Source organism: Diaphorobacter aerolatus (assembly GCF_014489535.1).
Lineage (GTDB): Bacteria > Pseudomonadota > Gammaproteobacteria > Burkholderiales > Burkholderiaceae_C > Diaphorobacter_A > Diaphorobacter_A aerolatus.
Map to the genome: position 1 here is coordinate 1,806,794 of NZ_CP060783.1, position 25,868 is coordinate 1,832,661.

A 25,868-nucleotide genomic window follows, 5' to 3' on the forward strand; every position below is an offset into this window, starting at 1 on the left:
CGCTCCGGCTCTCGGATGCGGTGAGCCGCGCCCTTCTCTTTTTCAGTTCGCGTAGGCTTCGAGGGGCTTGTCGTTGGGGTCTTGCATCAGCTTTTTCAACGTGTCGCTCATCGGCAGGTTGAGCGGCTTGTTGGCGGGCGGGATGGGTTGCATGAACCACTTGTCGTAGACCTTGGCGACCTCGCCGGATTTCATCATGTCGATGAGTGCGCCATCGACCGCGCGCTTGAATGTCGGGTCGTCCTTGCGGAACAGCAGCGCAATGGGCTCGGAGCCCAGCACTTCGCCGACGATCTTGTAGCCGTCGGGGTTCTTGCTGCTGGCGATGACGCCCGCGAGCAGGTTGTCGTCGAGCACGAAGGCGTCGGCGCGGCCCGATTCGAGCATCAGGAAACTTTCGAAGTGATCCTTGCCGAGCGAGGTGGGCAGGTTGACGTTGTTTTCCTTGCCGAACTTGCGCAGCAGTTGCACGGCGGTGGTGCCGGCCGATGCGGCGATGTTCTTGTTGTCGAGCTGCTTGAGCGAGGTGATGCCCGAATCGGCACGCACCGCCATGCGCACCTGGCTCACGTAGGTGGTGACGGCAAATGAAACCTGACGCTGGCGCGCGAGGTTGTTGGTGGTGGGGCCGCAGCCCATGTCGACCGTGCCATTTTCAACCAGCGGCATGGTGTTCTGCGCCGTGAGCGCCATGTATTCGATCTTCGCCTTCGGGGCAATGCGCGCCACCACCTTCTCACACAGCTCGACGTGGTAGCCCGCGTATTTGCGATCTGCGCCAATCGCATAGGCCATCGGGGCCGAGCTTTCGCGCACGCCGAGCACGATCTTTCCGCTGCTCTGGATCTTGTCGAAGGTGCTTCCGCCTTGTGCCTGAGGCGCGGCGGGCGGCGTGGTCTGCGCGTGCGCGCCGGTGGCCAGCATGCCTGCCAGCGCGATGCTGGTCCAAACGAGCTTCATGAGGTCTCCTTGTTGTTGGTGTGAAGCGCAAGCCTTCTCGACCCCATGGATCGTGATCGATCATCGGGGCGCGGGCTTGCGCCACCACTATCGTTCAGAAGCGCCTTGCAACCCAATAGAGGTTTGCACCAAGGAAGCGCATTTTCGTGGCCCGATGCAATCGCCGCGTTCAGTCGCGCTGCTTGGTGCCGTGAGCCTGCAGGTGATGCAGCAGACCTGCCGTGGAGGGATCAAGCCTGTCGCCGTGGCCGTCGGCCAACAGCGGCTCAAGTTCTCTGGCAAGCACCTTGCCCAGCTCCACACCCCACTGATCAAAGCTGTCGATCCCCCAGATCGCACCGCTGGTAAACACGCGGTGTTCGTACAGCGCAATCAACGCGCCGAATGCCGCCGGATCGAGGCGGTCCAGCACGAGGAATGTGCTCGGCCGGTTGCCGCTGAAATAGCTGTGGCCGCGGCTTTCGGGACGCCCGACCATCAAGGCCTGGGCCTGCGCCAGCGCGTTCGCGAGCAGGCGCGGATGGTGATCGGGTAGATCGTGGCCCCTTCACGCAGAGCGATGAACTCCACGGGCACGATGTCCGGCCCCTGGTGAATCATCTGGAAAAAAGCGTGCTGCCCGTTGGTGCCCGGCTCACCCCAGATCACTGGCGACGTGGCATAGGGCAGCGGCTCGCCCCTGGCGTCGACGCCCTTGCCGTTGCTCTCCATCTCCAGTTGCTGGAGATAGGCCGGAAGGCGGCGCAGGCCGTGGCTGTAGGGCGCAATGTTGCGGCTCGTGAAACCATGAAAATTGCGATACCAGACGTCGAGCAGGCCCAGCCGCACGGGCAGGTTTTCTTCGAGTGGCGCGGTGCGGAAATGCTCATCCATCAAATGCGCGCCATGCAGCATCGCGCGGAAGTTCTTCTCGCCAATGGCAATCGCGATTGGCAAGCCAATCGCGGACCACATCGAATAGCGGCCACCGACCCAGTCCCAGAACCCGAGCGTGGTGTCGATGCCGAATTCCGAGGCCGCCTCCAGATGGGTCGTGAGCGCGATGAAATGCCGACTCAGCGACAGCCGTGCATCGCGTTGCAGCGATCCGCCATTTGCGAGAAACCAGCGGCGCGCGGCGTGCGCGTTGAGCATGGTCTCTGCCGTCGTGAAGGTCTTGGACGCAATCAGGAACAAGGTGCTTTCCGGCCTGATCCGGCGAAGCACGTTGCCAAGCTCCATGCCGTCCACGTTGGAGATGAAGTGCAGGGTCTTGCCGGCGTGTGCGAAATCTTCGAGCGCCTTCACCGTCATCGCGGGGCCGAGATCCGAGCCTCCGATGCCGATGTTGACGATGTCGGTGATCGCATCGTCGGCGCGCACGCGCTCGGCGATCCGGAGCATCGCATCCAGGTTCTCGTGCACCTCGGCGAGGCTTTCGGCGACGAAGGCATTCGCCGTCGTCGCGTTCGCCGGACTGCGCAGCAGCCAGTGCATCACGGCCCGGTTTTCGGTGTTGTTGATCGGCTCGCCCGCAAACATCGCGTTGCGATAGGCCTCGACACCGCTCTCGCGCGCCAGTTGCGTGAGCAGCTCGCGGGTCTCCGCCCCGATCAGGTTCTTCGACAGATCGGCGAACACCAGCGGCGCATGCTGACTGAAGCGCGCAAACCGGTCCGGATCGTTATCGAACGCGCTGCGAACGTCGAAGCCGCGACCGGCACTCTCGAAATGGCGCTTGAGCAACTGCCACGCGGCCGTCCGGTCACAGCGGGTGCGCGGGTCATTCATCATGCAGAGGCCAGCATCATCTGTTCAAGTTTTGCCGCATCTGCGGCGAAGGCGCGAATGCCTTCGGCCAGCTTTTCGGTCGCCATCGCGTCGGCGTTGAGCGCATAACGAAAGCCCGCCTCGTCGTAGCTCACCGCAGTCAGTTCCAACTCGCTTGCGGCCTGCGGATCAAGCGCACGGGTGACGGGCTCGTTGCTCTCGGCGAGTTTGGCGAGCAGCTCGGGGGCGATGGTCAGCAGGTCCGATCCCGCAAGCGCAATGATCTGGCCCACGTTGCGAAAGCTCGCGCCCATCACCTCGGTCCTGATGCCGAAATGCTTGTAGTGGTTGTAGATCGCGCGCACGGACTGCACGCCCGGATCGTTGGCCCGGCCATCTCGGCCTCGTTCCACTGGGCACCGGCCTGCTTCTTGTACCAGTCATAGATGCGGCCGACGAATGGCGAGATGAGCTGCACCTTGGCCTGACCGCAGGCCACCGCCTGCGCGAATGAAAACAGCAGCGTGAGATTGGTGTGAATACCGCGCGCCTCCAACTGCCTGGCCGCCTGGATGCCCTCCCAGGTGGAAGCAATCTTGATCAGCACGCGGTCGATGTGCACGCCCTCGGCCTGGTACAGCTCGATGATGCGCTCCGCGCGCGCCACCGTGGCCTCGGTGTCGAACGACAAACGGGCATCGACCTCGGTGGAGACGCGGCCGGGAATGATCGACAGGATTTCGCAGCCGAAGCGCACGATCAGGCGATCCATGATTTCTTCGATCTCCCGGCCCTTGAAACGCGTGACGCAGTCCTGCATCAGCGGCGCATATTCGGGCTTCTGGACGGCCTTGAGGATCAACGAGGGGTTGGTCGTCGCATCCTGCGGCTGGAACGCGCTCAGTTGGTGGAAATCGCCGGTGTCGGCAACGACCGTGGTGAACTGTTTGAGAGCTTCTAGTTGATTCATGGCGATTTCCCCATCAATGACATCCGGATTCCTCTTTCGGACGACCGACGAGGCGTGACAACCCAAGAGTGTATTCGCAGCAATGCCATTGGTTAAACCCGTATTGTCTGCGGATGAAACTCGGTAACATCGATACTAGGGCCTGTTTACACAACCCTCGGGGTCGCGCAAGCCCGAAGGGTTGCGCAGTCTTGGGCGGTCTGCGGCGTTGGGTGAACAGGCCCTCGCCTTCAAGTTACAACTACACAGGTATTTCTGCGCCATGAGTTTCGATCTGGTTTTGTTTGGCGGCACCGGCGACCTGGCCTGGCGCAAGCTGCTGCCCGCACTCTTTCAGGCCTGGCGACACGGATCGTTGCCACCGGACGGCCGCATTCTGGGCGTGGCGCGCGATGATCTGAGCGACGAGGCGTATCGCGCACTCATTGCCAGCCGCCTCGATGCCGTCGAATCCGACAAGCGCCCCAAGAGCGAGGAATTCGAGAAATTTGCGGCCCTGCTGCAATATGTGCGCGTCGATCTGTCCGCGCCCAAGGACTACGAACGCCTCGCCCAGGTATTGCGCGAGCGCGCCGCCGATACCGTGGTGCTGTATCTCGCCACCGCTCCCAATCTCTTCACCACGGCCTGCGAACAACTGGGTTCCGTGGGACTGAACACGCCCAACACGCGCATCGTGCTGGAAAAACCGCTGGGCCATGATCTCGCGTCCAATCGCGCCATCAACGCCGCCGTGCGCAAGGTGTTCGACGAGTGGCAGATCTTCCGCATCGATCACTATCTCGGCAAGCCGTCGGTGCAGAACCTGCTCGCGCTGCGATTCGGCAACGCGCTGTTCGAGCCCCTGTGGCGCCGCGAGACCGTTGCCAGCGTGGAAATCACCATGGCCGAGAAGATCGGCGTTGAAAAGCGCGGCGCGTTCTACGAGGGCACCGGCGCGCTGCGCGACATGGTGCAGAACCATGCGCTACAACTGCTGTGCGCCATCGCCATGGAGCCGCCCATCAACGCGCACGCCGACGCAATCCGTGACGAGAAGCTCAAGGTGCTGCGCTCGCTCGCGCCATGGACCGCAGCCACGCTTTCACGCGACGTGGTGCGTGGTCAATACACCGCAGGCACCCTGAGCGGAGACCGCGTTCCCGGCTATCTGAACGAGCCCGGCGTGGCGCCCGACAGCCGCACCGAAACCTTCGTCGCCCTGCGCACCGAGATCGCCAACTGGCGCTGGGCAGGCGTGCCGTTTTATATCCGCACCGGCAAGCGCCTGGCCGCGCACGAGGCGCACATTGCCGTCAATTTCCGGCCCGCGCCGCATCCCATCTACCGCACGCCGCTTGGCATGGCCAATCGCCTGGTGATCCACCTTCAGCCGCGCGACGGACTGGCGCTGCATCTGTTTTCTTCGGGCAATGACAAGCGCGGACTGAAGATTTCCGATGCGCAGTCGCTCGCGCCGGTGCAGCTCGATCTGGATTTCGACAAGCGCTTTGGCAGCGAACGCGTGGGCGCCTACGAACGGCTGCTGCTCGACGTGATCGCGGGCCGCCTGAACCTCTTCGTGCGCGCCGACGAACAGGAGGCCGCATGGCGCTGGGTCGAGCCCATCATGCAGTCGTGGCGGAACTCCGACGACAGCCCACGCCCCTATGCTGCGGGCACCTGGGGCCCGAGCGCCGCGAGCGCGCTGGTTGCGCGTGACGGCAATACGTGGATGGAAGAATGTTAGACCGGATCACCGCTTCTCTGCCCTCTCTCGCCCCGGCTGAGCAGCGCGTTGCGCAACTGGTGCTCGATGATCCCGCGCGTTCTCGCATCTGCCGGTGCGCGAACTGGCCCAGCGCGCCAGCGTGAGCAAACCCACGGTGGTGCGCTTTTGCCGCAGCATGGGCTATGACGGTCTTGCCGATTTCAAGCTCAAGCTCGCGGGCAGTGTGAGCGAGGGCGTGCCCTTTATCCACCGCAGCGTGGACGCGGACGACAAGACCGGCGACGTGCTCGTGAAGGTCGTGGACAACGCGGTCGCGGCATTCCTGCAATACCGCAACGCGGCGAGCACCACCGCGCTGGAGCGCGCGGCCAGGGCCATCGCCTCGACCTGGCAGACCGGCAAGCGCATCGAGTTCTACGGCGCAGGCAATTCGGGCATCGTCGCGCAGGATGGCCAGCACAAATTCTTTCGTCTCGGCATCACCAGCATCAGTGCCAGCGACGGGCACATGCAGGTGATGAGCGCCACCCTGCTCGGCAAGGGCGATTGCGCGGTCATCATCAGCAATTCGGGTCGCACGCGCGACCTGATGGACGCCGCCGACATCGCGCGCAAGAACGGCGCGACCACCATTGCGATCACGGCGAGTGGCTCGCCCCTCGCGCACACCTGTGAAATCCACCTGGCCGCCGATCACCCGAGGGCTACGACCGCTACAGCCCGATGGTCTCGCGCCTCCTGCATCTGCTGATCATTGACGTGCTCGCCACGGCCGTGGCATTGCAGATCGGCGAGCCGCTGCAGCCGGTGCTGCAGCAGATGAAGAACAATCTGCGGGCCAAGCGCTACACCTGATTGTCGGGTAGCCGCCGCTTCAAACGAAGGGACTCAGGCGGCGCGCCCGTAAGTGCCCGTGAAGCTGAACTTGGCGAGCGTATTGGCGTTCACCATGAAGCCTGCCAGCGCACAGCTCGCATCGTCGGGAATATCGAGCGTGCCGACCGACAGCGCATGCAGCGTGAAGACATAGCGATGCGGCTTGTCGCCGGGCGGCGGGCAGAAGCCGCCAAATTCAAACAGGCCGTAGTCGTTGCGCACATGCCGCGCGCCCTCGGGCAATTGCGCGCCACCCCTGGCTCCGGCATTGGCCGCGAGCTGAGCGACATCCGCAGGAATGTCCACCACAAACCAGTGCCACCAGCCCGACCCCGTGGGCGCGTCGGGATCGTAGACCGTCAGGGCAAAACTTTTCGTGCCTACCGGAGCGTCGCTCCAGTCCAGCACCGGCGACTGGTTCTGGCCGTTGCAGCCAAAGCCATTGAATTCGAAACGTGGATCGACGCTCGCGTTGTTGGCGATGTCGGGACTCGTCAAAGTGAATTGCTTGCTCATATCACCTGCATCCTTTCAGACATGAATGAACCGGACGAAAAATACCGTATTGCGCAAGCATAGCGCGACAAGGCCCCGACACCGCCATGCGAAGCCGGGGCCTGTAGGCCAAAGCGGGAATGGCTGCAAGCCCCGGCGCACTCACCGCACTTTTTACTTCTTCACGTCAACGAACGTCTTGGTGCTATATAGCTCGGTCGGCAGACGTTGCAGCAGTGGCAGCTTGGTTGCCGCGTCACGCGCCTGCTTCTCGATATAGGTGAAGAATACGTCAGCGTCGAGCACGCCGATGTCCAGGCGCCGTGCAGCGGGCACGGCCGCGAGCGTCTTGTAGCCGTCGCCGCCCGTGGCGTTGAAACTCAGCACGAACAGGCGATAGCTCCGCTCGGATGCCAGCGGCTCCCACAGACCGCTGGTGCGGTTGCGCACCTCGATGCCGGAGACGCGCTGCCCCGTCGCCATGCCCGCGTTCACGTCGAAGCGCAGACCGCCGGTGTAGGGATAAGGTCCAGTGGAGCCGCCCTTGCCGTAGACCGCTTCCAGGCCATCTTCGAGCATCGCCTTCACTTCGGCACCGGTGATGTCCAGCCGGAACAGCATGTTGCCGAACGGCAGGACCTGAATCACCTGCGCCGCAGTCACGTTGCCCGTGAGCGGAATGCGCACGCCGCCACCGCTTTGCAGCGAGATGTCGGCACCGCCGTACTGCGCATTGGCTACTTCAAGATAGGCCTGTGCGACGAGTTGCTGAATGTCACCGCCACGCGCGCTCACGCTGCCTTCGGCGTTGCAGGCGGCGCTGGAGCGCCCGTAGTCGGCTGAGCCTTCACCACCGGGAACGCGGCGCGAGCACAGTTCCTTGGGCGCGGTCGCCGACAGCGTCTGGTTGAACGCGGCGATGCGCTCCTTGAATGGCTTGAGCACCTGATCGGCCGCCGCAGCAGGCGCCGTGGTGCGCAGGAATCCGGCGTTCTTCACGCTGGCCTCGATGGCCTTTGCCTGATCGGCGGTGGGCTCCTTGCCGCCCACGGTGAAGTTGTTGCCAATGAGCACGTGCGGCGTTCCGGTGCACTGCTTGACGTCGCCATTCGCATCGAACGACACCTTCAGTTCGCCGACGACCTGCGCGTACTCCCACGCCTGCACGATGCAGACCGGCTTGCCGTCCTTGTTGGTCACGCGCGTGGGATAGGCACCCGAGGGCGTGCCCACGCCGAGCGTCTTGAGCGCGTCGGGCCGAGCAGCGTGTGCGAGTCACCGCCGACGATCACGTCCACGCCGCTGAGTTTGGCGGCGACCTGCTTGTCGTATTCATAGCCGATATGGCTCATCACGATGATCTTGTTGATGCCTTGCTTGCGCAGCACATCGATCTCGCGTTGCGCGGCCGTGGCCTCGTCCTCGAACATCGTCTCGGGTCGGGGCTTGACGACGCCTTGGTCTTCTGCGCGATGGTCAGGCCCACGATGCCGATCTTCTGGCCTCCGCGCTCAAGCACCTTCGACGGCGAGACCAGCCCCGGCGCCTTGGATGCGTTCAAGGCGGAGGACGGACCGAACTTCACATTCGCGCTGAGCACCGGCGTCTTGCATGCGCCCTTGTGCAGCCGGTCGATGAAGCCCTTGAGACCGGTGTCGCCCTTGTCGAATTCGTGATTGCCGAGCGTGAAGGCGTCAAAGCACACGGTATTCATCATCGCGGCATCGGCCTCACCATCGGCTCCGGCGCGATTGAAGTACAACGTGCCGGTGAGCGCGTCACCCGCGTGCAGCTTGAGCACGTTCTTCGAGGATTTCTCCAGCGCCTGGATCGCGGCGGTCACGCGCGGGAAACCGCCCGCCTCGACCGCAACGGCCACCGGCGCCGCACCGCCCGCATTCAGTTGCAGCGTCCTGGATTTCGAATCGAGCGTGGAGTGATGGTCGTTGATGTGAAGGATGCTGAGCTCAAGCGGCTCGTTGCTGGAAGCATCCGGCCCATCGCCGCCACCGCCGCATCCGGCCAGCAGCCCGATCAACACGGCGCTTGCGACTCCTTTCGGCAACTTGCGCATTGCGCGATTGCCCGACCATCCCGAATATGCTGACATGCTCTCTCCACAGTTGTCTGGAAAGATTGCATCCTCAGAAGACGGCATGACAGGCCTGTGACCCAAGACTAAGCCCCTGCGCCGTCCCCGGAAATCCGGAAGTCTTCGCTACCGGCCTTGTGTGCAGAGATTCAGTCCAGGGCAACCGGAACGACGGTCTCTGGGAGGCCGATGCGGCCTTCCTCGATGGCGTGGCATGCGACCTTCGTGCCGCCATCGTCAAGCAGTTGCGGGCGCTCCACGCGGCAACGTTCGTTGGCGTGCGGACAACGCGGATTGAACGCGCAGCCCGTCGGCGGGTTGAGTGGATTGGGCACCTCGCCGCGAACCGGTGTACGGGCATGGCCGGTATCGTGCATCTTCGGAATCGCATCGAGCAGCATGCGCGTGTAGGGGTGGCGGGGCCGCACAAACAGCTCGTGCTTGTCGGCGATTTCCACCAGCCGCCCGAGGTACATCACGCCCACCTGATCGCTCACGTGGCGCACCACCGCCAGGTTGTGGCTGATGAAAAGATAAGTCAGGTGGCGCTCGCGCTGCAGGTCCTTCATGATGTTGAGGACCTGTGCCTGCACGGACACATCGAGCGCCGACGTCGGCTCATCGCACACCAGAAATTCCGGCTCGGTGGCCAGTGCGCGCGCAATCGAAATGCGCTGCCGCTGGCCTCCTGAAAACTGGTGTGGATACTTGTCCATGCAATCGAAGGTCAGACCCACCGATTGCAGCAATTCACCCACGCGCTGCGTGAGCGCATCATCGTCGCTGAGTAACCCATGCTCGATCAACGGCTCGGCAATGATGTCGCGCACCAGCCAGCGCGGATTGAGGCTCGCATACGGGTCCTGGAAGATCATCTGGATGCGACGGCGCATCTCGCGCATGGATCGCCCGGCAAATGCCGCATGCGCGTCCTGCCCATCAAAGGTGAAACTGCCACGCGTGGGCTCGTACAGCCCCACGAGCAGACGCGCCACGGTGCTCTTGCCGCAGCCGGATTCACCGACCAGCGCAAGCGTCTTGCCTTTCTGGATTTCGAAGCTGACGCCATCGACGGCATGCAGCAGCGCACGCGGCTTGCGTTCCAGCACACGGTTGAGCCAGGGAGCGGACACGTCAAAGGTCTTGGCCAGATCTTCTGCGCGCACCAACGGTGCGGAGGACGAACGGGTGTGGATGTCGGCTGCGCTCATGCAATGGCTCCTGCGGCGACAGCCGCGTCTTCGCGCAACCAGCAGGCGGCCTGCGTGGCGCCCGCGGGAAGCAGATCGGGCCGCTCGACGCGGCAGCGGTCAAACGCGTACTGGCAGCGCGGATTGAAGGCGCAACCCTTGGGAATGGCGTTCAGGCGAGGCATCGCGCCATCGATCTGATTGAGACGTTCGCGTTCCTCCTGCATGTCGGGAATCGACGCCATGAGACCCGCGGTGTAGGGATGCGCCGGATGATTGATGACCTCGTGCACCGGTCCGATTTCCGCGATCCGGCCGGCATACATCACGGCCACACGGTCACAGGTTTCGGCGATCACGCCCATGTCGTGCGTGATCAGCATGACGGCCGCGCCGCGCGACCGGCAGATGTTCTTGAGCAGCGTGATGATCTGCGCCTGAATCGATACGTCGAGCGCGGTCGTGGGCTCGTCGGCCACGATCAGCTCGGGCTCGGCGGCGAGCGCCAGCGCAATCACGACGCGCTGGCGCATGCCGCCCGAGAACTGGTGCGGATAGTGATCGATGCGCTGCTCCGCCGCCGGAATGCCGGTGTCCTTGAGCAGGCTGATGGCCCTGTCGCGCGCCTGCGCGGCGTTCAGGGGAAGATGCGTGGTGATGGTCTCGATCAACTGCCTGCCGACGGTGTACAGCGGATTGAGCGAGGTGAGCGGATCCTGGAAGATCGCGCCAATGCGGCGGCCACGAATGTGGCGCATCTTCTGGTTGGGCAGGTTGTCGATGCGCTCGCCGTTGAGCAGAATCTGGCCCGAGGCGATCCGCCCGGGTGGCTCGAGCAGACCGATGATGGACGCGCCGGTCAGCGATTTGCCCGCGCCGGACTCGCCCACAACGCCGAGAATTTCTCCGGGGGCAATCGAGAAGGAAACATCGTCGAGTGCACGCAAAGTGCCTTTGCGGCCCGGAAATTCGACGACGAGATTTTGGACATCAAGCAGGGACATGGCTTTTCACCTCAACGAAGACGCGGGTTGAGGGCATCACGCAGCCAGTCGCCCAGCAGGTTCACCGACAGTGCGATCAACACCAGCATGGCACCGGGAAAAACGGTGATCCACCATTCGCCGGAAAACAGGTAGTCGTTGCCGACGCGGATCAGCGTGCCGAGCGACGGCGACGTGGGTGGAGCGCCGACGCCGAGAAACGACAGCGTGGCTTCGGTGATGATCGCCGTGGCTACCTGTATGGTGGCGAGCACCATGACCGGGCCGAGCACATTGGGCAGCACGTGTCGGCGCATGATGCGCAGCGGCGGCACGCCCGTGACGCGCGCGGCCTGCACGTATTCCTTGCCGTATTCGACCATGGTGCTGGCGCGCACTGTGCGCGCATATTGCACCCAGCCATTGCTGCCCGCAAACGCAATCGCCAGCACCAGCACAGCGAATGCGACGCCCTCGGCGGCATTGGGATAGACGGCGCGCGCCACGCCCGCAATCAGCAGCGCCACGAGAATCGCGGGGAACGAGGACACCACATCGCAGGCGCGCATCAACAGCGCGTCGATCCAGCCGCGCTTGGCCCCGGAGACCAGGCCGAGCGACACGCCGATCACGATCGACAGCGCCACCGAGACCAGCCCCACAATCAGCGAGATGCGTGCGCCATAGATCAGCGCGGAAAGAATATCGCGTCCCTGGTCGTCGGTGCCGAGCGGATATTTCCACGTGCCGCTCTCGCTCCATGCGGGCGGCAGCCGCGCGTCGGACAGCTCGAGCGTGGTGAGATCGAACGGATTGTGCGGCGCCACCCAGCCCGCAAAGATCGAGCAGAACACGCAGATGAATGCGATCACCGCGGCACCGATTGCGACCGGGGACGAGCGGAAACTGTGGGCGACATCGCTGTCCCACCAGTGAGCTAGGGTTTGTTGAATCGACATGGCTTTGGGGCTCTCTGTTGGTCGTCACGTCACTGCGCTGCGGCGAGCGGCATGCCTTGTTCGATCAGTCCCGCGTGCAGGGCAGCACCGAGCGGCAGGATGTCGTCGTTGAAGTCGTAGCGGCTGTTGTGCAGCGTGCTGTTGCCCGCGCCCATGCCCTGGCCGATGCGCAGGTACGCGCCGGGCTTGTTCTGCAGCATGAACGAAAAATCCTCGGCACCCATGCTCGGTTCGAGGTCACGCTCGACGTTCCCGGCGCCGACGATGGACGCGGCCACATCACCGGCAAAGCGGGCCTCGCTCTCGGTGTTGATGGTGGCCGGGTAAATGCGTTCGTAGCGCACGTTCACGCTCGCACCAAAGCCCATCGCAACGCCGTTGCAGACTTCCTGGATACGGCGCTCCACCATCTCCTGCACGGCGGGATCGAACGAGCGCACCGTGCCCACCAGCGTGGCGCTTCCCGGAAGCACGCTGAATGCACCAAGGTCGCCCGCCTGCACCGCGCACAGGCTTACCACCGCACCATCGAGCGGGCGCACATTGCGCGAGACAATGCCCTGCACCGCCGTGATGATGTGACCCGCGACGAGCACCACGTCCACAGTCTGGTAGGGATGCGCCCCGTGGCCGCCACGGCCGGTGATCTCGATGGTGATGCGGTCGGCGGCCGCCATCATCGCGCCGTCGTTGAGGCCGACGGTACCTGGCTTCATCTGCGGCCAGTTGTGCATCGCGAACACGGTCTGGATCGGGAAGCGCTCGAACAATCCGTCCTCGATCATCACGCGCGCGCCGCCGTGGCCTTCCTCGGCCGGTTGAAAGATCAGCGCCGCAGTGCCATCGAATTGCCGCGTGCTCGCAAGATAGCGTGCAGCCCCGAGCAGCATGGTCACGTGACCATCATGCCCGCAGCCGTGCATCAGGCCGGGCTTGCTGGACTTCCAGGTGAACTCGTTGTTCTCCTGCATCGGCAGCGCATCCATGTCGGCCCGCAGGCCGATCATGCTGCCGCTCGCGCGGGTCTGTCCGTGGATCAGCGCCACCATGCCGGTCTTGCCGATGTGCTCGTGCAATTCATCGACACCGCACAGCCTGAGCGCCTGCGCAATGCGTGCGCTGGTGTACTGTTCCTCGAAACCCAGTTCCGGATGCGCATGCAGGTCGCGCCGGAATGCGGTGAGCTCGGGATGAAATTTGGTGATGTGCGCAAACGCACGACCACCGGCCTTGAAACGCGCCGCCTGCATCTCAGTGCCCTCCCGCCTTGCCACCCACGCGCAGACGCGGGTCGACGGCGAAATAGAGCAGGTCCACCACCAGATTGATGATCACGAAAATCAGCGCGATCAGACACAGATAGGCCGCCATCACCGGAATGTCGGCGAACGTCACCGCCTGGATGAACAGCAGTCCCATGCCGGGCCACTGGAACACGGTCTCGGTAATGATCGCGAACGCAATCAGGCCGCCAAGTTGCAGACCCGTGATGGTCATCACCGGCACCAGCGTGTTCTTGAGCGCATGACCAAAATAGATTGCGCGATCCGTCAGACCCCGCGCCCGCGCGAATTTGATGTAGTCGGTGCGCAGTACTTCGAGCATCTCGGCGCGCACGAGGCGCATGATCAGCGTGAGCTGAAAGATCGCCAGAGTGATCGCAGGCAAGGTGATGTGATGCCAGCCTTTTGCCGTGAGCAGTCCGGTGCTCCACCAGCCAAGCTGCACCACATCCCCCGCCCGAAGCTCGGAAACCAGCCCAGCGTGACCGAGAACACCAGGATCAGCAGGATGCCGATCAGAAAGGTCGGCAGCGAGACCCCGAGCAGCGAGATCGTCATGAAGACCTGGCTCAGAAACGTGCCGCGTCGCAGTGCCGCGTAGACGCCCATGGGCACACCGACGACGAGCGCGATGACGGCGGCCACCATCGCCAGCTCCAGCGTCGCGGGAAAGCGCTCGCCAATCAGTTTCGAGACCTTGGCACCCTGACGCAGGCTCAGGCCGAAGTCGCCCTGAGCCGCATTGAGCAGAAAATGCCAGAACTGCACAAAAAAGGGTTGGTCGAGCCCCAAAGCAGCGCGCAGTTCCTGAATCTGCTGAGGCGTTGCATCCTGTCCGAGCATGGTGACGACCGGGTCACCGACGAACTGAAACAGGACGAACGAGATGAAGGCAACCGTCACCATCACGATCACGGCTTGAAGGAGTCGGCGCAGTATGAAGGCAAGCATGTATTCGAGTTCGAGTCGCTTTGAATCTCTGACGTGGATGAAAGGTGCAAATCTAGCTGCTCATGAGCAAAAAGCATGCTCGGGAAAACCACCAAGCGCTCCATCGATTGGAAAAGAAGCCGAAATCTTGCATTTCAGACAGAGGGGCGCGATGCAGCAGCGCTCCCCGGCATAGCTGCGCGTTCACCGGATTGTCAGTACCCAATGCCCCGTCGCGCTTCGGGCCTCACGCAAGAAAAACCCCCCCAAAAAAAAACCGCCACTCCGAAGAGCAGCGGTTTTTCACCTCTAACCGAAGCTGGCAGATGCCAGCCAGTAATTAGAAGGAGTGGCGAACGCCAACTTGCACGCCGGTCTGTGCCTTGCCAGCGCCAGGACCTTCGGTGTTCAGGTTCTTGGAAGCCAGACCCAGGTTCGAGCCGTCCTTGTTCTTCAGGTACGACACGTTGCCGTACACAGCAGTGCGCTTGGACAGGTTGTACACATAACCCAGGCTCAGCTGGTGTGCCTTGCCGTCGTCGAAAGCCTTCTGATCGTACAGAGCGTACTGGATCTTGACTTCGCCAGCGCCCACTGGAGCGGAAGCACCCAGCATGTAGGCGTTAACCTTCTGGTTAGGAGCGCCGTCGATCTTGTCGCGAGTCTGTTGAACGATACCGTTCAGCTTCACAACGTTCAGGTTGTACGAAGCGCCGATAGTCAGGGCGTTGCGATCGCGGTTAGCGGCAACGGTGTCACGGTCGTCGTACGACACAGCAACGCTCAGAGGGCCGTTGTCATATGCAACGTAACCACCCATGTAGCGACCAGCGTGGCCCGAGGTTTGCTCGTCGAAGCCGTAACCGATGGCGCCGTTGAAGCCACCCATGTTAGGCGTGTAGTACGAGATCATGTTGCTGGAACGGATGCCGTTTGCATCGCCAGCAGTGCCGTACCAGTTGGACCAGCCACCGAATTGGCCGATACCAGTCTGGTTGAACAGATCGTAGGAGCTGGTCTTGGTGTAGCCAGGGGTCAGGTCACGGCCCAGACGCACTTCACCGAAGCCGCCAGACAGGCTGACAGTCGAACGACGACGGAAGTTGAAACCAGCAGCATTGCCATCATCAGCGAACAGTTCGCCTTCCAGCCAGAAACCAGCCTTCAGACCACCGCCCAGATCTTCCACGCCGCGGAAGCCGATGCGGCTGGTGTAATTGCCGCTGGTGTACAGACCGTACTTGCTGTCGCCAGCTGCGTTGGCCTTGTTCACATAGCCGATACCAGTGTCGACGATACCGAACAGGGTCACGGAAGATTGAGCCATCGCAGCGCCGGAGGAAGCCAGCACAGCCAGGGCAATCAGTGATTTTTTCATTGCGAGTTACTCCAAGGTTAAACAGAGGGCCCTGGATCAAGGGGACTAGAGGCACATACTTTTGTGCAGCCCGCCGGTTCCCCCGGGCCAACCTCCTGGTGGGGAAGTTAGTTCTATTGCAACAGAGCCAGCGATGTTTCGCAAAGGAATTCCCTCACAAAGTGCATAAATGCCGCAATTCCGTTGCAGCACTGCAACACCCAGGAATGCATGCGAGAACACTCAAATCGCAGTCCGTCAACCCGTGAACATGGCTATTTTTGTCAACAAACGACACGCAATCCGATCCTGCCGACAATAGAACGCAATGGATCATATTCTCAGAACGGCAGACGCCGCACTCCGCACGCTTTTTGCATCACCCCAGGCGCATGAGCCCTCGCCCGCCCAGGGCGGGACGAGCCCAGGTTGAGCCGCGAGGAGCGCAACCTGTCAGGCGCGCTGATGCGTGTAAACCACGTTGGCGAGGTGTGCGCCCAGGCGCTCTATCTGGCGCAGGCCACGGTGACCCGTGATCCGCAACTGCGCGAAAGCCTGCTCACATCCGCTCGCGAGGAACTCGACCATCTGGCCTGGACGCGGGATCGCCTGGACGCGCTGGGCAGCCGCCCCAGCCTGCTGAATCCACTGTGGTTCGCTGGAGCGTTCGCGATCGGGCTGGCTGCCGCCAAGGTGAGCGACAAGGTCAGTCTGGGGTTTGTGGTGGAAACGGAACGCCAGGTGTCCGAGCACCTGCAGGGCCATCTGGGTAGCCTGCCCGAGGCCGATCTGCCATCGCGCGAAGTAGTTGCGCGCATGCAACAGGACGAGGAGCGCCACGCGGCCCAAGCGCTGGCTGCGGGGCGGCGGAACTGCCTGCACCCGCGCGTCTGCTGATGAAGGTGGCCGCCAAGGTGATGACGACCACGGCTCACTTCATATAAAAAAGCACGAATAGCGCGCCAAGTCTCAACCCTCGACGATCTCGAAGCCGGTGGTGATTTCCGCGGTCTTGCCCAGCATGATGCTGGCCGAGCAGTATTTGTCGTGGCTCATGGCGATTGCGCGCTCGACTGCCGTAGCCGGAATGCCCTTGCCCGTGACGGTGAACTGCATGTGGATCCGGGTGAAGACCTTGGGATCCGTCTCGGCGCGTTCGGAGGTGAGCTTGACGCTGCACCCGCTCACCTCATGGCGACCCCGCTTGAGGATCAGCACCACGTCGTAGGCCGTACACCCGCCGGTGCCGGCCAGTACGGTTTCCATCGGGCGTGGAGCCAGGTTCTGGCCGCCGTTCTGCGGATTGTTGGCGTCGGGCGCGCCGTCCATGGTCAGGACGTGGCCGCTACCGGTCTCCGCCACAAAGCCCATCGCCGAGCGCGTGCCCGAGTTTCCGGTCCAGCTGACTGTGCATTCCATCGTTTTTCCTCCAGAAAATGACTCTTTAGCGCAACACCACATCGCGTAATGAAAATTTCACGCTGATTTTGCTGCATCGCAGCAACTTTTGGGAGTAGAATTCAATTCAAGCGCTGACCCAAGGTTGGCGCACCCATTGTCTCCTCCATCTCCTCAAAGGATGGATTTGGCCCCAAGCTTCACGGCTAGGGGCCATTTTTTTGCCCTGTTGAACATCGATTGTCCGCGCCGAGCCTGCGCAGCGGCCAGCTTGTTTCTATGATGGCGGCCCATGCACTGCCATCGATCAGTGCCTTCCGGATCGCCAGATGCCCAACCCACAACAGACACTCAGCCCGTTCGACTACCTCAAGAAGATCCTGACCGCCCGCGTCTACGACGTGGCCGTCGAGTCCGATCTGCAGGTCGCGAAGGCCCTCAGCCGTCGCCTGCACAACAAGGTGTTGCTCAAGCGCGAAGACCAGCAACCGGTGTTCAGCTTCAAGCTGCGCGGCGCCTACAACAAGATGGCGCAACTCACGCAGGAGCAACTGGCGCGCGGCGTGATCTGCGCCTCGGCCGGCAACCATGCGCAGGGCGTTGCCATGAGCGCATCCAGGCTTGGCACGCGCGCCGTGATCGTGATGCCCACCACGACACCGCAACTCAAGATCGACGCGGTCAAAACGCTCGGCGGAGAAGTCGTGCTGAGCGGCGAAAGCTACAGCGATGCCTATGAACATGCGGCGCGTCTGCAGCAGGAACAGGGCCTGACCTTCGTCCATCCGTTCGACGATCCCGACGTGATCGCCGGGCAGGGCACGATCGCCATGGAGGTGCTGCGTCAGTTGCAGTCGCTCGGCAGCAACCGGCTCGACGCGGTGTTCGTCGCCATCGGCGGCGGTGGCCTGATCTCGGGCGTGGCCAACTACATCAAGGCCGTGCGCCCCGACATCAAGGTGATCGGCGTGCAGATGAACGACTCCGATGCCATGGTGCAATCGGTGGCACGGCATGAACGCGTGACGCTGCCCGACGTGGGCCTGTTCTCCGACGGCACGGCCGTGAAGCTGGTGGGCGAGGAGACGTTCCGCGTGGCCAGCAATCTGGTCGATGAGTACCTGCTGGTGGACACCGACGCCGTGTGCGCCGCCATCAAGGACATCTTTGTCGACACACGCTCGATCGTCGAGCCGGCCGGCGCGCTGTCCGTGGCGGCCATCAAGCAATACGTGGCGAAAAACAAGACCCGGGGCGAAACCTACGCGGCGATCCTGTGCGGCGCGAACATGAATTTCGACCGCCTGCGCTTTGTTGCCGAGCGCGCCGAGGTCGGCGAGGAACGCGAGGCGCTGTTCGCCGTGACGATTCCCGAGGAGCGCGGCAGCTTCCGGCGCTTCTGCGAAGTGGTCGGCGCTCTGCCCGGCAGCTCGCGCAACGTGACCGAGTTCAACTACCGCATCAGCAATGCGCGGCGCGCCCATGTGTTCGTCGGCCTGACCACGAATGGGCCCGGCGAATCGGAAAAGATCGCCAGGAACTTCCGCAAACAGGGGTTCGACTCGCTCGATCTCACGCACGACGAGCTTGCCAAGGAGCATCTGCGCCATCTCGTTGGCGGCAACTCGTCACTCGCGCAGGACGAACGCCTGATGCGCTTTACCTTCCCCGAGCGTCCGGGCGCTTTGCTCAAGTTCCTGAGCCTGATGCAGCCGCACTGGAACATCAGCCTGTTCCACTATCGCAATCAGGGCGCGGACTATGGCCGCATCCTGGTCGGCATGCAGGTGCCGCCCGAGGACGCGGCGGAGTTCGACCAGTTTCTTGCGACGCTGGGTTATCCGTATGTCGAGGAGACGCTCAACCCCGCCTACCGCCTGTTCCTTCAGGCCAACGGCGACGACTAACCGGCACGCAGTGCACGCCGTCTCGATATGCAAGCGATTCGCCACTATCTGCTGGCTGTCCAGTTCTTCACGCGCATCCCCGTGAACGGCCGGTTGGCGGACTGGGTTGGCTACAGCCCGGCCATGCTGCGCGCAAGCGCCGCGCATTTTCCGGGCGTGGGCTGGCTGGTTGGAGCGATTGCGGTCGTCGGTTTCGGCGCGGCCAGCGCTTTGCTCGGCCAGGGGCAGGTCTTCACTCCCTTGGTCGCCGCCGTGCTCAGCACCATCGTCACGGTGCTGGTCACCGGTGGGTTCCATGAGGATGGGCTGGCCGACGTGGCCGATGGTCTCGGGGGAGCGTACCAGCGCGACCGCGCACTCGAGATCATGAAGGACTCGCGCGTCGGCGCATTCGGCGCGATGGCGCTGGTGCTGGCGTTTTCGGCAAAGTTTGCGCTGCTAGCGCAGCTTGGCGGTCAACACCTTGGCGTGGCGCTGTGGTCGCTGTTTTGCGGCCATGTGATGTCGCGCTTCTGGCCGCTGCTGGCCGTGCGCATGCTGCCGCACGTGGGCGACACCGCAACCTCCAAAAGCAAGCCCCTCGCCGACCAGATCACCCTGGGGCCCTGCTCACGGCCGGGCTGTGGTGCGCGGTTCCCGTATTGTTTTTCACGCTGGCTCTCGGATGGCAAGCGGTGGCTATGGCGATTCTGTGCAGCGCGCTGGGCGCGGGCTGGATGCTCTGGCGATTCCACCGGCGATTGCAGGGCTTCACGGGCGACTGCCTCGGCTCGATCCAGCAGGTGAGCGAAATCGCTTTCTATCTGGGCGTTGCCATTGCCGCTGGACGGCACGGGGTTTCGCCGATTCTTCCCTGGCTCGCGCCGTGAACGGCATCGCCCGTCGCCTGTGGCTGGTACGGCATGCACGGCCACTGGTGGCAGAAGGCACTTGCTACGGCCAGTCTGAGATTGCCGCCGACGCCGACCACACCCGCGCCAGCGCGCACCAACTGCACGCGGCCCTGCCTGTCGGCAGCGCTGCGTTCCACAGTTCGCCGCTCGGGCGTTGCCGGCAACTGGCGCACGAACTGGCGAAGCTCAGACCCGACGATCCGCCGCCAACCATCGACGCACGACTCGCTGAGATGCATTTTGGTGCCTGGGAGGGCCGCCGCTGGACAGCATTGCACGCGCCGAACTCGATGCGTGGACCGCAGACTTCACCAGCTATTGCCCGGGCTATGGCGAATCACTCGGTGCCATGCTCAAGCGGGTGAATCAGGCGTTGAATGAGGCGCGCGAGCAGCGCAATGACGTGGTCTGGATCACGCACGCGGGCGTGATCCGCTGCGTGCGGTGGTTGATCGAACATGGCGAGCGGCTACCGCAGGCCAGCGAATGGACGATGCCGGCATGCGGGTTCGGCGAATGGTTTTCGCTGCCCCTTGACCCTCCTTGATGCCTGCTTGATTGCAAGCACTCATTGCCCTTGCGCCGGGTGTGTGGCGGTGGGCATTGGCGAGATGCCCGGCGTCGTGCCCTGCGGCATCATCGGAGACTGCACACCGGTCACAGGAACCACGGCGGGCGGGGCAACGGCTGGCACGGAGGGCGGGGAAAACGCGGAAGGCGCGCTCGACACCACTTTGAGCGGCATTTGCAGCGTCATCGACACCGGGCCGTCGGTCGCGGCACCGAGGCGCGCCTCGCGCTTGTTGACCGATTGCAGCACCAGTCCGTCGGCCACCTGTGCGCCAATGCGAAAAGGCTTGGCGGGCTTGCCATCCACCTCGATCAGCGCAGCACCACGGCCACTGCGGGTACCGGCGAGCACCCCGACCAGCGTATAGCGCGTCGGCTCCACCGGCGCTGCCTTGGCGACCACCTCCGTGCCACCCAGCAGGCGCACAAGCGCGGGCACGTCCACCACGGTTGGCACGGACGGAAGCGCGGGCGCTCCCTGCCCCAATGGCGAGGCCGAGAGCCTCAAGCCCCAGAAGACCACGCAGGCAATCGCGAGGAACCACAAAACAAAGGTTCCGGCACTGACCTTCCAACGGCTATATGTGTTTGTCACCATCGCGCGATTATGATTGACCGGATCACCACATTCCAAGTCGATTCGACGACATGCTCCAAACTGCTCACGCCCTCGCCCGTTCCTCCCGCCGCCGACTCCAGCGCGGTTTCACCCTGATCGAGCTGATGGTGGTGCTGGTCATCATCGGCGTGCTCGCCGCGCTGATCGTGCCCAACGTGCTGGACCGCGCCGACGACGCGCGCAGCACCGCCGCGCGCACCGACATCACCAACCTGATGCAGGCGCTCAAGATGTACCGCCTCGACAACCAGCGCTACCCTACCGCCGAGCAGGGGCTTCAGGCGTTGATCGCCAAGCCCGGCAGCGGCCCGGTGCCGACCAACTGGCGCCCGTACCTGGAAAAGCTGCCCAACGACCCCTGGGGCCGCCCCTACCAGTTCCTGAGCCCCGGCGTGAAGGGCGAAGTGGACGTGATGTCCTTTGGTGCCGACGGTCAATCCGGCGGCGAGGGCAAGAACGCAGACATCGGTAGCTGGCAGTAAGCCCCATCCTGGCCGCGTTTCGTGCAGTCTTTTCTTCCCGGTTCTCCACCAGCTCTGTCGATGGCGCGCGCAAACCGGGGTTTCACGCTGCTCGAGTTGCTCGTGGTGCTGTCCATCGTCGCACTGGCGACCGTGGGCGTGAGCTTTGCCATCCGCGACAGCGGCGCGACCGAGTTGCAGCGCGAAGGCGAACGGCTGGCCGTGCTGCTGGAGACGGCCCGCGCGCAATCACGGGCGTCGGGAACCGCCGTGCGCTGGCGCGCCACCGAGCAGGGGTTTGTGTTCGAAGGCCTGCCCCATTTGAAACTGCCCGAGCGCTGGCTGCTGAACGGCACGCGCACCAATGGCCCGGCGCAACTGTGGCTCGGGCCCGAGCCCATCATCAGCGCGCAGCAGGTATGGCTGGTCAACGAGTCCTATCCTGATCGCACCATCCGCATCGGCACGGACGGCGTTCGCGCATTCACGGCGGAGGCCATGCAATGAGTGCGCGTCGCCCGCTGCAAACCGGATTCACGCTCGTGGAGGTGCTGGTTGCGCTCGCCATCGTGGCTATCGCACTCATGGCCGGATCGCAGGCCACGTCCGCGCTGGTGACCAATGCCACGCGCCAGAGCGACGTGATGCTTGGCCATATCTGTGCGCAGAACGAACTCGTCAAGGCCCGCCTGATGCGCGAGCTGCCTTCCTATGGTGATCAGCAAAGCCAGTGCGAGCAGGCCGGACGCAGCTACCAGGTGGTGACCACGGTATCGCCACTGCCCAACCCGCAGTTCCGGCGCATCGATGCGCAGGTGTTCGACGCGCGCTATCCGGTGATCCGCGTGTCCACCATCGTCGGAAGGTACTGAACGGCGATGCGCACGACTCTCCACCTCCCTCGCGTCGCTCGCACGCGTGGCTTCACGCTGATCGAACTGCTGGTTGCGATCACCATCATGTCGCTGATTGCGCTGCTGAGCTGGCGCGGTATCGACGGCATGGTGCGCTCGCAGCAGATCACGCGCGAACGCTCGGACCAGTTGGTCGTGATCCAGAACGCACTCGCGCAATGGCAGGCCGACCTCGATTCCATTCAAGCCGTGGACAGCACACAGCCCATCAGTTGGGACGGCCAGGTGCTGCGCATTACGCGCCGCGTGGCGCAGCAGCCCGATCAGGGCGTGGTCGTGGTGGCCTGGGCGCGGCGCACCGCCTCGAATGGCGGGCAGCAATGGCTGCGCTGGCAATCGCCGCCCGTGAACACCCGCGCCGCTTGGAACACCGCGTGGCAGACCGCCGCGCAATGGGCGCGCACGCCTTCGAGCAGCGAGGCGCAGCGCGAGACCCAGCTCTTCCCGCTGGCGGACTGGCAGCTCTACTATTTCGTTGGCGGCGCGTGGGCAAATGCGCAGTCGAGCACCGGTGGCTCGTTCGCCGAGCAGACGCTCGACGGCCTGAGCGCCGCCGCCGCTGCGGTACCGGAAGGCGTGCGGCTGCAGATCACCCTGCCCGAGGGCGGCGCGATCACGGGCGCGATCACGCAGGACTGGGTCAACCCCGCGCTCGGCGGCAACAAGTCATGATGGCGAAGCACGCGTCCCGCCCCCCACGCATTCGACTGCATGAGCGCGGTGCCGCGCTGCTGGCGGCCATGCTCACGGTGGCGTTGGTGGCGACCTTTGCGGCATCGGCGATGTGGCAGCAATGGCGTGCCATCGAGGTCGAATCCGCAGAGCGCGCGCGCATTCAGTCAGCGTGGATTCTGGTCGGTGCGCTCGACTGGTCGCGCCTGATCCTGCGCGAGGATTCGCTGGCGCGCGGCGACGGCACCGACAACCTGACCGAACCCTGGTCGATTCCGCTAGAGGAGGCGCGGCTGTCGAGCTTTCTCTCCGCGCAGAACAACGTCTCGCAGATCGAAGACGCCAGCGCGCAGACCGACAACGCCTTTCTCTCGGGCCGCGTGACCGATCTGCAATCGCGCATGAATCTCGCCAATCTGGTGAGCAGCAAGACGATCAACGAGGCAGCGCTCAACCAGTTCACCCAGTTGTTCAACTATCTCGGCCTGCCTCCGAGCGAACTCACGCTGATCACCAACCACATGCTTGAGGCGAGCACGCCGACGAGCGACGGCGCACAACGTGCTCCGATTCCGCTGATGCCGCAGACCGTGAGCCAACTGAGCTGGTGGGGGTGTCGCAGAACACCATCGCCAAGATCGCGCCGCATGTCACCATCCTGCCCGCGGTCACCAAGCTCAACATCAATACGGCGTCGGCCGAAGTGATCTGGGCGAGCGGCAGCGGCCTCGACATGTCGGAGGCGCAGCGCATCGTCCAGTCACGTTCCAACCAGTATTTCAAGTCGGTCAGCGATGCGGCCAAACTGCTGAGCAAGCCGGAGGCACTGCCCGCCGGGCTCTTTGAGGTGTATTCCGAGTATTTCGAGGTGCGTGGACGCATGCGCATCGACCAGACCATCGTCGAGGAACGTTCGCTGGTGCACAAACAACGCGGCAAGGTGCGCACGCTCTGGCGTGAGCGCGGCGGGTTTCTGCGCACCGAGTCTGCCGACGCGATGAGGCCATCTTGAGCATCGGGTACAAACGATGTCAGCCACCGTCACGCGCCACGCCTAAAATGGCGCGCGAACACCAGTCATGAGCACCCTCATTCTTTATCTGCCTCCGGGCACGCCCGAGCCGACCACCGAATTCAGCTACACGCTGACCGCCGACGGCCATACCGCAACCCGCCAAGCCAGTGCCAGCGCCACGCGGCTGCCCGATCCGGGCCGCACGGGCGAGGTCGTGGCCGTTGTGCCCGCGCGCGCACTTTCGTGGCAGCGCGTAACCCTTCCGCAGGGCTCGACCGCTTCCGCCCTGCGCCTGCGCTCGGTGCTTGAGGGACTGCTCGAAGAGCAACTGCTGGACGAGCCCACGCAGTTGCATTTCGCGCTCGAACCCGACGCGCAGATCGGCTCTCCCGCATGGGTTGCCGTGTGTGACCGCAACTGGCTGCGCGCCAACCTGCAACTGCTGGAGTCGGTGGGCCGCAGCGTGGGCCGCATCGTCCCCGAATTCGCACCCGGCGCGTCCGAATCACGCGCGCTGTACGCGCTCGGGTTCCAGAGGACGCGCAGCTCGTGATCACCTCGCCGAGCCCCGAACAGGCGGTCAACGTGCTGCCGCTGAATGCCGCCACGCTGGCACTTGGACTGCAAGACACCGACCCCGATCAACCCACGCGTGTGAACGCCGAACCGGCTCTCGCCGCAATGGTCGAGAAGCTGGCCCACCGCCCGGTCGAGTTGTCCACCAGCGGCCAGCGCTCGCTGTCGGCGGCTCGCGGCAACTGGAACCTCGCGCAGCTCGAGTTTTCCAGCACGGGCCGCACGCGTGCGCTGCGCAGCCTGAGCGGCGGCTTCAACGCATTCCTGCGTGCCCCGCAGTGGCGCGCGGCGCGCTGGGCGCTCGGATTGGCCATCGTCGCGCAGATCATCGGACTGAACGTGGCGGCCTACAAGGAGCGCCAATCCCTTGCGGCCAAGACCACCGGCGTTCGCGGCGCGTTGCAGCAGACTTTCCCGAACGTCAAGGTGGTCGTCGATGCGCCCGTGCAGATGGAGCGCGAGGTCGCCCAGTTGCGCCAGGCCGCTGGAAGCCTTTCACACCGTGATCTGGAGCCGATGCTGGCGGCCATGGGCACGGCCCTGCCGACGGGACAGATCCCTTCGCTGGTCGAATATGCGGACTCGGAACTGCACCTGACGGGAATCACCCTGAGCAACGAGGAACTGACCCAAGTGAACCAGCGCCTACAGGCCAATGGATTCACGGCCCGATCACAGGGCCAGCAACTCTGGATACGTGCGGCGGAGGTGCGGCCATGAAAAAGCAGCAAGCCAAGGGTTCGAGCAACAGGCTCGCCGCAGTCGATGTGTTGCGCGCGCGCTGGAAAACGCTGGCAGCCCGCGAGCAGACGCTGGTGCTGATCGCCGCCAGCGTGGTGGGCCTCGCCGTGCTTTGGTGGCTGCTGCTCTCACCCGCAATCAAGACCCTGCGCAACGCGCCAGCGGAGCATGCACAGCTCGATCGCCAGTTGCAGCACATGCGCAGCCTGCAGCAGGAAGCGCTGGAACTGCAGAAGGCTCCACGCGTCCAGGGCGATGATGCGACACGCGCGCTGCAAAGCTCACTCACGCAGGCCATGGGCGCGACCGCGCAGGTGACCTTCGTGGGCGACCGCGCCACCGTCACGCTTAAGGCCGCACCGGCGGCCGCGCTCGGCCAGTGGCTCGCGCAGGTGCGCGGCACGGCACGCGCGATTCCGATCCAGGCCAAGCTGGTTCGTACCAATGGCGCGGGCAAAACCGGCAGCAATGCATCGACCACGCTGCCCGCATTCTGGGACGGCACGCTGGTGCTCTCGATGCCGGTGGCGAACTGATGATCATGATG

At 63.8% G+C, this 25,868-nt stretch carries 19 protein-coding genes and 9 pseudogenes; 15 read left to right on the plus strand and 13 right to left on the minus strand.

Annotated elements, in window-relative coordinates:
• Nucleotides 1-42 precede the first annotated feature (42 nt).
• From H9K75_RS08365 to tal, 3 genes and pseudogenes are all read right to left on the minus strand, one after another.
• Complete coding sequence (locus tag H9K75_RS08365; protein WP_187725417.1) at nt 43-960, minus strand: transporter substrate-binding domain-containing protein; 918 nt, start codon at nt 958-960, stop codon at nt 43-45.
• 169 nt (nt 961-1,129) lie between these two features.
• Nucleotides 1,130-2,730, minus strand: a pseudogene (gene pgi / locus H9K75_RS08370) (glucose-6-phosphate isomerase).
• Nucleotides 2,730-3,679 (minus strand): annotated as a pseudogene (gene tal, locus H9K75_RS08375) (transaldolase). The pseudogenes pgi and tal overlap by 1 nt, the downstream one beginning before the upstream one ends.
• Before the next feature lie 262 nt (nt 3,680-3,941).
• On the opposite strand from tal, the gene zwf reads away from it, so the two are divergent.
• Entirely contained in the window at nt 3,942-5,408 is a 1,467-nt protein-coding gene (gene zwf, locus H9K75_RS08380) for a glucose-6-phosphate dehydrogenase (RefSeq protein ID WP_187725418.1), read from the plus strand.
• Nucleotides 5,402-6,245, plus strand: a pseudogene (locus H9K75_RS08385) (MurR/RpiR family transcriptional regulator). The gene zwf and the pseudogene H9K75_RS08385 overlap by 7 nt, the downstream one beginning before the upstream one ends.
• Nucleotides 6,246-6,278: 33 nt before the next feature.
• Here the strand turns inward: H9K75_RS08385 and H9K75_RS08390 are convergent.
• The 8 genes and pseudogenes from H9K75_RS08390 to H9K75_RS08425 form a co-directional block, all read right to left on the minus strand.
• Nucleotides 6,279-6,782, minus strand: a complete 504-nt coding sequence (locus tag H9K75_RS08390) for a YbhB/YbcL family Raf kinase inhibitor-like protein (RefSeq protein ID WP_187725419.1) — start codon at nt 6,780-6,782, stop codon at nt 6,279-6,281.
• Between the two features lie 153 nt (nt 6,783-6,935).
• A pseudogene (locus H9K75_RS08395) lies at nt 6,936-8,835 on the minus strand (bifunctional metallophosphatase/5'-nucleotidase).
• Nucleotides 8,836-9,002: 167 nt separating this feature from the next.
• Entirely contained in the window at nt 9,003-10,064 is a 1,062-nt protein-coding gene (locus H9K75_RS08400; protein ID WP_187725420.1) for an ABC transporter ATP-binding protein, read from the minus strand.
• Nucleotides 10,061-11,047 carry an ABC transporter ATP-binding protein gene (locus H9K75_RS08405; RefSeq protein ID WP_187725421.1) on the minus strand — a complete coding sequence of 329 codons (987 nt, stop codon included), beginning with the start codon at nt 11,045-11,047 and terminating at the stop codon, nt 10,061-10,063. The genes H9K75_RS08400 and H9K75_RS08405 overlap by 4 nt, the downstream gene beginning before the upstream one ends.
• An 11-nt stretch (nt 11,048-11,058) precedes the next feature.
• On the minus strand, nt 11,059-11,979 hold the full coding sequence (locus H9K75_RS08410) for an ABC transporter permease (protein ID WP_187725966.1): 921 nt from the start codon (nt 11,977-11,979) through the stop codon (nt 11,059-11,061).
• 35 nt (nt 11,980-12,014) lie between these two features.
• The gene (locus H9K75_RS08415; protein WP_187725422.1) at nt 12,015-13,235 is read right to left on the minus strand and encodes a M20 aminoacylase family protein; all 1,221 of its coding nucleotides are present in this window, start codon (nt 13,233-13,235) and stop codon (nt 12,015-12,017) included.
• Nucleotide 13,236: 1 nt separating this feature from the next.
• Nucleotides 13,237-14,219 (minus strand): annotated as a pseudogene (locus H9K75_RS08420) (ABC transporter permease).
• 319 nt (nt 14,220-14,538) lie between these two features.
• Nucleotides 14,539-15,576 carry a porin gene (locus tag H9K75_RS08425; RefSeq protein ID WP_187725423.1) on the minus strand — a complete coding sequence of 346 codons (1,038 nt, stop codon included), beginning with the start codon at nt 15,574-15,576 and terminating at the stop codon, nt 14,539-14,541.
• A 307-nt stretch (nt 15,577-15,883) separates the two neighbouring features.
• Here H9K75_RS08425 and coq7 point away from each other — a divergent pair.
• Nucleotides 15,884-16,499: pseudogene (gene coq7 / locus H9K75_RS08430) on the plus strand (2-polyprenyl-3-methyl-6-methoxy-1,4-benzoquinone monooxygenase).
• 25 nt (nt 16,500-16,524) lie between these two features.
• Here coq7 and H9K75_RS08435 read toward each other — a convergent pair.
• Nucleotides 16,525-16,974 (minus strand): OsmC family protein, encoded by a 450-nt coding sequence (locus H9K75_RS08435; protein ID WP_187725424.1) that lies wholly within the window; start codon nt 16,972-16,974, stop codon nt 16,525-16,527.
• 308 nt (nt 16,975-17,282) lie between these two features.
• Between H9K75_RS08435 and ilvA the strand changes: the two genes are divergently transcribed.
• From ilvA to H9K75_RS08450, 3 genes and pseudogenes are all read left to right on the plus strand, one after another.
• Complete coding sequence (ilvA, locus tag H9K75_RS08440; protein ID WP_187725425.1) at nt 17,283-18,860, plus strand: threonine ammonia-lyase, biosynthetic; 1,578 nt, start codon at nt 17,283-17,285, stop codon at nt 18,858-18,860.
• A gap of 27 nt (nt 18,861-18,887) precedes the next feature.
• Nucleotides 18,888-19,729 (plus strand): annotated as a pseudogene (cobS, locus tag H9K75_RS08445) (adenosylcobinamide-GDP ribazoletransferase).
• Between the two features lie 47 nt (nt 19,730-19,776).
• A pseudogene (locus H9K75_RS08450) lies at nt 19,777-20,300 on the plus strand (histidine phosphatase family protein).
• Between the two features lie 312 nt (nt 20,301-20,612).
• On the opposite strand, the pseudogene H9K75_RS25480 reads toward H9K75_RS08450, so the two are convergent.
• Nucleotides 20,613-20,921 (minus strand): annotated as a pseudogene (locus H9K75_RS25480) (type II secretion system protein N); the annotation flags it as partial.
• A 50-nt stretch (nt 20,922-20,971) separates the two neighbouring features.
• Here H9K75_RS25480 and gspG point away from each other — a divergent pair.
• From gspG to gspM, 9 genes are all read left to right on the plus strand, one after another.
• A complete protein-coding gene (gspG, locus tag H9K75_RS08460) occupies nt 20,972-21,424 on the plus strand; it encodes a type II secretion system major pseudopilin GspG (RefSeq protein ID WP_187725427.1) in 453 nt (150 codons plus the stop codon).
• 60 nt (nt 21,425-21,484) lie between these two features.
• Nucleotides 21,485-21,910, plus strand: a complete 426-nt coding sequence (locus H9K75_RS08465; protein ID WP_187725428.1) for a prepilin-type N-terminal cleavage/methylation domain-containing protein — start codon at nt 21,485-21,487, stop codon at nt 21,908-21,910.
• On the plus strand, nt 21,907-22,275 hold the full coding sequence (gspI, locus tag H9K75_RS08470; protein WP_187725429.1) for a type II secretion system minor pseudopilin GspI: 369 nt from the start codon (nt 21,907-21,909) through the stop codon (nt 22,273-22,275). Before H9K75_RS08465 ends, gspI begins: the two co-directional genes overlap by 4 nt.
• 6 nt (nt 22,276-22,281) lie before the next feature.
• A complete protein-coding gene (locus H9K75_RS08475; protein WP_187725430.1) occupies nt 22,282-22,989 on the plus strand; it encodes a PulJ/GspJ family protein in 708 nt (235 codons plus the stop codon).
• Nucleotides 22,989-23,696 carry a type II secretion system minor pseudopilin GspK gene (gene gspK / locus H9K75_RS08480; RefSeq protein WP_319016900.1) on the plus strand — a complete coding sequence of 236 codons (708 nt, stop codon included), beginning with the start codon at nt 22,989-22,991 and terminating at the stop codon, nt 23,694-23,696. The genes H9K75_RS08475 and gspK overlap by 1 nt, the downstream gene beginning before the upstream one ends.
• On the plus strand, nt 23,603-24,001 hold the full coding sequence (locus H9K75_RS25100) for a type II secretion system protein GspK (protein ID WP_319016901.1): 399 nt from the start codon (nt 23,603-23,605) through the stop codon (nt 23,999-24,001). The genes gspK and H9K75_RS25100 overlap by 94 nt, the downstream gene beginning before the upstream one ends.
• A gap of 67 nt (nt 24,002-24,068) precedes the next feature.
• Complete coding sequence (gspL, locus tag H9K75_RS25105) at nt 24,069-24,557, plus strand: type II secretion system protein GspL (protein WP_319016902.1); 489 nt, start codon at nt 24,069-24,071, stop codon at nt 24,555-24,557.
• On the plus strand, nt 24,554-25,300 hold the full coding sequence (locus H9K75_RS25110) for a GspL/Epsl periplasmic domain-containing protein (protein WP_319016903.1): 747 nt from the start codon (nt 24,554-24,556) through the stop codon (nt 25,298-25,300). Before gspL ends, H9K75_RS25110 begins: the two co-directional genes overlap by 4 nt.
• The gene (gene gspM / locus H9K75_RS08490) at nt 25,297-25,857 is read left to right on the plus strand and encodes a type II secretion system protein GspM (protein WP_187725431.1); all 561 of its coding nucleotides are present in this window, start codon (nt 25,297-25,299) and stop codon (nt 25,855-25,857) included. The genes H9K75_RS25110 and gspM overlap by 4 nt, the downstream gene beginning before the upstream one ends.
• Nucleotides 25,858-25,868 lie beyond the last annotated feature (11 nt).